Here is a 6,248-nt window from a genome sequence, read left to right as displayed (position 1 = left end):
GCTTCTGGTAATGCCTTTTTGTCTGGCCAAGCCAAAGAATTCGAGTGATGTGTACGTATCCTTGCTGGCTGTGCAAAGTAACGTCAGTTGCTAATTTGGTCAGCGACGTGTCCGTCTGCCAACTTCGGTTGATGACGTTAGCAAACATCTTGTATGGATTGCATGGTTTATTAAACCGCTTGATCTTAATGCGGCAATTCCATCCGTGTTTGCGCATATTCGTTGAACCTTACTGACACTGCATTTGGTTTCTTTAGCCAGTAACGCATGAATTTTGCGATAACCATATAGAAAATGCGTTTCGACACACAGCTGATGAACTCGCGATTCCACTTCAGTAAGTGTCAGGCCGTCGATCATGTTCTTAGAATGACGATAGTTGCCCTCGATATATGTAGAATAGCGCAAATACGAGTGATTGAGATGTGGTCACTCAATTCCTTAATCAACCGAATGGTTGATTGATTTACCACTACCTTTCCTTGATTAAATATTTTTTACAACTTCTAGTTCTTCTTTCATCTGTTGTATTTTTTGTTCTTTACGCACCTCAATTGGTAGTTCTAACACTCTTTTTTGGTACTTATATTGTTTCCCTGTGCCTGACTTAGTCGCTAATATTCTCCATTTCGAATCCATTTTCGCCAAGTGTAAATTAATCCATCACTCTTCAATCCGAGAGTCTGGCATATTTTTCGACCACTTATGCCTCTGTTCAGAAGCCAGACTGCTTCAAGTTTCGTTTCACTAGGAATAACGATTATTTGTCATAATAAAAACACCTCCGAATAAATTTCACTTTTTTCGAACGTGCTTTTATATGTTTGTATCAAATTATAACTTCAGTTCCGTTTGAGAAAATTTCAAACCTTTTTTATCTATAACTATTTTAACTTCGGTTGTTGATTTAAGTACTCTCGCAATATCTTTTGTGTAAATTGCTTTTGCATTGCAATTTTTCCATAGAATTCGCCACTTTTCTTTAAATGGCGTTGATAATCACCATCAACACTGGCAAGCCCAAAAGTGGCGGAGTAATCTCCCCATTCCCAATTATCAAGCAAGGACCAATGTGTATATCCGATTATGTTATATCCCATGTCCAATGCTTGATGAATTTCTTGTAACATTTCTGATATATATATAATTCGAACATCATCATTTTTAACAGCAAATCCATTTTCTGAAATCAAAATTGGCTTATCTTGAAAACGAGATGCAAGGTTGATAATAATTTCAGGAGACATTTCTTCCATGTAAAAAGGATGCGAAAGTACTGGTAATCTAGTTGCATCATAAGAACTATCGTGAAAATTCTTTTTATGTCCATCAATATTTTGCCGAATATAGGTATTAATTGCCCAGAAATCAATAGAATTTTTCAATCCAGGAACCACATAAGCATCATGATCTGGCATACTTACTTCACCAGTGCGAAAAGCATGTGCAAAATATTCATTTTCTGTATAATCTAGCCAATTAGCCATTAAACTGTCTAATTTATCACTACTCCCTCTGAATGGATGTTTGGGGGAATACGATAGTGCACTACTGACCGGTTTATCAGAATTTTCTTTTACTATTTTATACCCTGCAACATGATATGAAAGAAGATTCATACGTTCTGAAATCGAATATTGAAAGGGCATGTTTGGTTCATTTAATACAATCCAGTAATCAATATAAGGTGCAACTATAGGCACAATATACTGGAGGTACCGTTCAAAATCCGAAATATTATTGAGCGTTCGAAAAGCACCTTTTTCTTCAAACCATGTTGGATGTGAAAAATGATGCAACGTCAGACAAATTTTAATACCCGCATTTTTTAATTTTTTCAATTCTTCTACATATTGCATTACTGCAGATTCATCATATTTACCGGGACGAATCTCAACTCTAGACCACTCAATGGACATTCTGTATAATCCAAGTTTCATTTGCTTTAATAATGCCAAATCTTCATCAAAATGATTCCAGCTATCTTCAGATTTTCCAGCTGGTGTGAAAGCTTCTCCCATTTTCTTTTTTTCCTCAATATAGGCAGACGAATCAAATTGTGAATTAACATTCCCCTCAATTTGTGCTCCGGCTGTAGCTGCTCCAAACAAAAAGTCTTTTGGAAATCGAATATCTTTATAACTAAACGGATCAATCATATTTATGCCTTCCATTCTCTAATGAGATTGCGATACCAATAAAAGCTTTTTTTGGGAATTCGTCTAAGATCTCGTATATCCGTATCCGTTCGATTAACATACACTAACCCATATCGTTTGCTAAAGCCTTCCCGTCCGCTCAAAGAATCTAAAAAAGACCAGATAAAGTATCCTTTAAGTGGAATCCCCTCGTCAACTAATTTCTTACAAATAGAAATATGTGCCGAAAGATATTCGATACGTTGATCATCTTGTATTTCCCCATTTTGATTAGGAATCTCTGTATCGGCATACCCATTTTCGGTTATCATTAGAGGTAGGTGATATCGTTCATAAAGCTTTCGTGCCGAAATTCCCATACCTATAGGATCAGCTTCCATAGCAGACCATTTATCCGTCTTTCGCTCGGTTCCCATATCAACACTGAATAATGGTGAGTCAAAAAACGGAATGACTGTATTATCAGACTGATGATGTGCGCTCACGCGAATACTACTATAATAATTATATGCAATAAAATCCGGATAGGCCGACTTAAAAATAACATCATCTGCTGCAGAAACTTTGGGAGCCAAATTGATTTTTGTTAACTCATTATAAGTAATTCCTGGATATTTTCCTTTTATTGCAACATCTAGCGCCCAGTAACTGAGAATTGATTCAGCAGTTAATGCAGCGTCGACATCATTGGGATTACTACTTGTAGGATAAACGTTCTCAAAGGCTGCTACTGGGCCAATTTCACCATCTATAACAAGTTCATGACAAAGTCTCATTGCATTCTTTTCTGCTAACAATATATGATGCAGAATTTGAAAATTCGACTTTGTACTACGTTTAGGATTGTTATAGCGACTGCCATTAAACGCAGGATTGTACATTAGCATCAGTGGTTCATTAATTGTGAGCCAAGTCTTAACACGATTTCCATAATGCACAAAAAGGAATTTTGCATAATTCGTAAAAGCTGAAACTGAATCTCTAGACAACCAACCATTAAATTTATTAATAAGCGCATAGGGCATATCAAAATGATTAATTGTAATAACAGGCTCAATATTATGCATTAAAAGATCGTCAATTACCTGATCATAAAAGTCAACTCCAGCCTTATTCGGGCTACCAACCCCACTTGGAAAAATACGTGACCAACTAATAGACATTCGAAAGCTAGTAACTCCTAATAACTCAAGTAATTTTATATCTTCATGCCAATGATGGTAAAAATCGGAAGCAACTGATGTATCAGCAATTCCAGATTTAACAAGTCGTTTGTCCAAAGTACTAGGGCCTTTCCCGTCACTTTTACTAGCTCCTTCTATTTGAAACGCCGAAGACGAGACTCCCCATCGAAAATTATCTTTTGTCATCATTGATTAAGCCTCCGTTTTTTACTACACCAGAATTGGTGATTTCTTCTTGAACAGCCTTTTTATCTAAAATTTTGAAGAATGGATAATATGTCAAGCAAGAAATAAACGTGGCTACAACTTGCCAAATGGCATACGACCAACTACCCTGAAGAATACCAGAAAATACAATGGGTGTACTCGAAGGTAAGAAAAGTCCAATTGGTACTCCTACAATTCCAGTCTTCATTAATACATAACCAAGTAAAAGAATAATTATTGGTGTAAAAACAAAAGGCAAGAATAAGATTGGGTTCAATATAATAGGTAAACCAAAGATCAATGGTTCATTGATGTTAAATAAGCCTGGTAAAATAACTAAGCGAGCCATTTTCTTATACTGCACACTCTTAGCAAAAATTAACATCACAATAACAAACCCTAATGTACCTCCGGCTCCACCTATACAAAGCATGTTATACATTTCAATATTGAACATATGTGGGATAGCTTGTCCTGCCTTATAAGCAGCCATATTTTGACCGATATAACCAATCCAAATAGGCATCAAAATTGGTAAAATAGTAAAAGATCCATGGATTCCAAAAAACCAAAGTAACTGTGCAATAATAATCAAAATCAAAAATGCAGGTAATGATCCCGTTAATGTTTGGATTGGTGTCTGCAAAATCTTATAAATAAAATCAGTCGCTGAAACGTAACTTGTTAAGCTAAATCCCCAACGAATAAGTGAAAAAATTAGCAAAACTATAAATGCCGGGATAATATCAATAAATGCATTTGAAACTTGTGGTGGAACACCTTCAGGCATTTTAATAGTCCAGTTTCTATTAATAATCCAAATATAAATGGATGTGACAATCATTGCAGTAATAATAGCAGTGAATGCGCCTTGCGAACCAATATAGTTCAAATTCATGATATTACTTGCTTGAAGTGCCCCTTTGGGTTGTTCTATTTTAAGTGGAATTAATACTAAAAAAGCTACAAGCGCAATAATACCGATGTTCACACTAGCTTCTTTATGCCCAAAAATTCTAGCGGCTTGATACGCAATCAAAAATACCATGTAGAGTGCAATGGCATTTATTGTGACAGCAGGAATAAATGATAATAATGTATTTATCCCTGTGTTTTTCAAAAAAGTTTGATATACAGGAATATTTACGCTCCCTAACAATGAAAAAATTGCCCCAACAACAATTACGCCCATTAAACTCATTGTTCCTCGACTGATTGCTTGAATCCAACGAATATTTGATATTCTGGTTGCAATTGGGATAAATTTACTTTCCATAAACGACTGAATTGATTTCATAATTAATAACGCCTCCTTATCCATATGTTAGCAAGCGCTTTCATCGATTGATATTGTTTTATCCTCATCAGTATATGTCTTATCTTACGATTTATATTGCTTTCTATAAATCGCTGGAGTAACCCCTGTAACTCGATTAAACAATCGATAAAAGTATACCGGATTACTATAACCAACGTTAAAAGCAATTTTATCAACAGCAATATCCGTCTTTTTTAACATTTCTCTAGCAACATCCATCCTTTTTTTCTGGATAAGTTCTTGAAAATTAGAACCCGTTGCTTTTTTAAGCTTTGTCGATAAATAATTAGGACTATAGTTGAAATATAAGGCCATAGTTTCCAAAGAAATATTTTGATAATGTTTATCCATATATATAATAAGATCTAATGGCCGAACATGATATTTATTTAAGTGCGCATTATCAGTTTGTCGTATCTGCGATTGTTGCATTAATAGTAATAAAAATGCCTGTAACAGCGTCTGTTGTAAATCCTGAGATACTCCATGTTTTTCACTGTAAACACCTATTAGACTTGTTAGAATTCCACTCATTATATTTGTATCAATACGGCTAAATTGCCAGTATCTTTCAGAAAAATCAACACGATGAATCGAGCTAGAAAGGAAGTTAGTCAAAAAGCCTCTGGTCGGCATTCTTTCGACAAGCAATTGCTGTAGAGCATTCGGACGAATTGCAATAGTCATGGCAGAACTTGACGCATCTAAAATTGAATTTTGATGTGCACAGCGGGCATCAACCAGAACAACCTGTCCAGCATTAACCGTAACGTTTTCATCAAAAAAATGCATCTCAAGTTTTCCATGAATAACAATTGTAATTTCCACATACTCATGAAAATGCCATGGGATAAAAGAATCATAAGGGATACGACTCATATAAAAAGGTTCTTTTGTTAATTGATCAGACTCGTAATTATTATTAAATTTATATACAGTATGTCCATCAACTATTTCTGAGCTGGTGCCATACTTTTCTTTCATTTTTTTCCACGAAATATTATGTCTTGTTCTGCCAAGTAAATTAATATTAGATATTTCCATTTTTACAATTCTTTCTTCGTAAATTAATTAACAAATACACATTTTCAGTTTATCAACCATAATAATTATGAACTGTATCTCCAAAAAAGTCGAAGTGAAATCTAAGTGGTCGGCCGGTCGAAAAGATTACGGTATTGAATCAGAGCTTTTCTGACCAGCTTTGTTCTAGATTTCTTATTATAGTACTTCAAATAGTTAGTAACTCCTAATTTAAAACTTTCGTAAGAGCCACAATTGTTATACACAGTTCCGACTTTTAAAATAAAACTTAAATGACAACTAAAAAAACTTTCCAGAATAATCAGATTTTTCTGAATATTTTGGAAAGTTTGTTTT

Annotated in this window: 6 protein-coding genes; all 6 read right to left on the bottom strand. The window is 34.8% G+C overall.

The window, feature by feature from the left end; all coding sequences use genetic code 11:
- Nucleotides 1-99: 99 nt before the first annotated feature.
- The 6 genes from IV80_RS10270 to IV80_RS06215 all read right to left on the bottom strand — a co-directional run bounded on the left by IV80_RS10270 (nt 100) and on the right by IV80_RS06215 (nt 5,912).
- Nucleotides 100-360: an IS3 family transposase gene (locus IV80_RS10270; RefSeq protein WP_378963556.1), complete on the bottom strand. Its 261-nt coding sequence runs from the start codon at nt 358-360 to the stop codon at nt 100-102.
- 126 nt (nt 361-486) lie between these two features.
- Complete coding sequence (locus tag IV80_RS10115) at nt 487-648, bottom strand: hypothetical protein (protein ID WP_162259301.1); 162 nt, start codon at nt 646-648, stop codon at nt 487-489.
- A 236-nt stretch (nt 649-884) separates the two neighbouring features.
- Nucleotides 885-2,159 carry a family 1 glycosylhydrolase gene (locus IV80_RS06230; protein WP_057751099.1) on the bottom strand — a complete coding sequence of 425 codons (1,275 nt, stop codon included), beginning with the start codon at nt 2,157-2,159 and terminating at the stop codon, nt 885-887.
- Nucleotides 2,160-2,161: 2 nt separating this feature from the next.
- Entirely contained in the window at nt 2,162-3,532 is a 1,371-nt protein-coding gene (locus IV80_RS06225; protein WP_057751097.1) for a glycoside hydrolase family 1 protein, read from the bottom strand.
- Nucleotides 3,516-4,847: a PTS sugar transporter subunit IIC gene (locus tag IV80_RS06220; protein ID WP_057751094.1), complete on the bottom strand. Its 1,332-nt coding sequence runs from the start codon at nt 4,845-4,847 to the stop codon at nt 3,516-3,518. Before IV80_RS06220 ends, IV80_RS06225 begins: the two co-directional genes overlap by 17 nt.
- A gap of 84 nt (nt 4,848-4,931) precedes the next feature.
- The gene (locus IV80_RS06215) at nt 4,932-5,912 is read right to left on the bottom strand and encodes a helix-turn-helix domain-containing protein (RefSeq protein WP_057751091.1); all 981 of its coding nucleotides are present in this window, start codon (nt 5,910-5,912) and stop codon (nt 4,932-4,934) included.
- Between the last annotated feature and the right edge of the window lie 336 nt (nt 5,913-6,248).

This window comes from Pediococcus cellicola, from assembly GCF_001438655.1.
GTDB classification, from domain to species: Bacteria; Bacillota; Bacilli; order Lactobacillales; family Lactobacillaceae; genus Pediococcus; species Pediococcus cellicola.
Note: the sequence above shows the minus strand (reverse complement) of the source record. Positions and strands in the feature narration are given on the sequence as shown.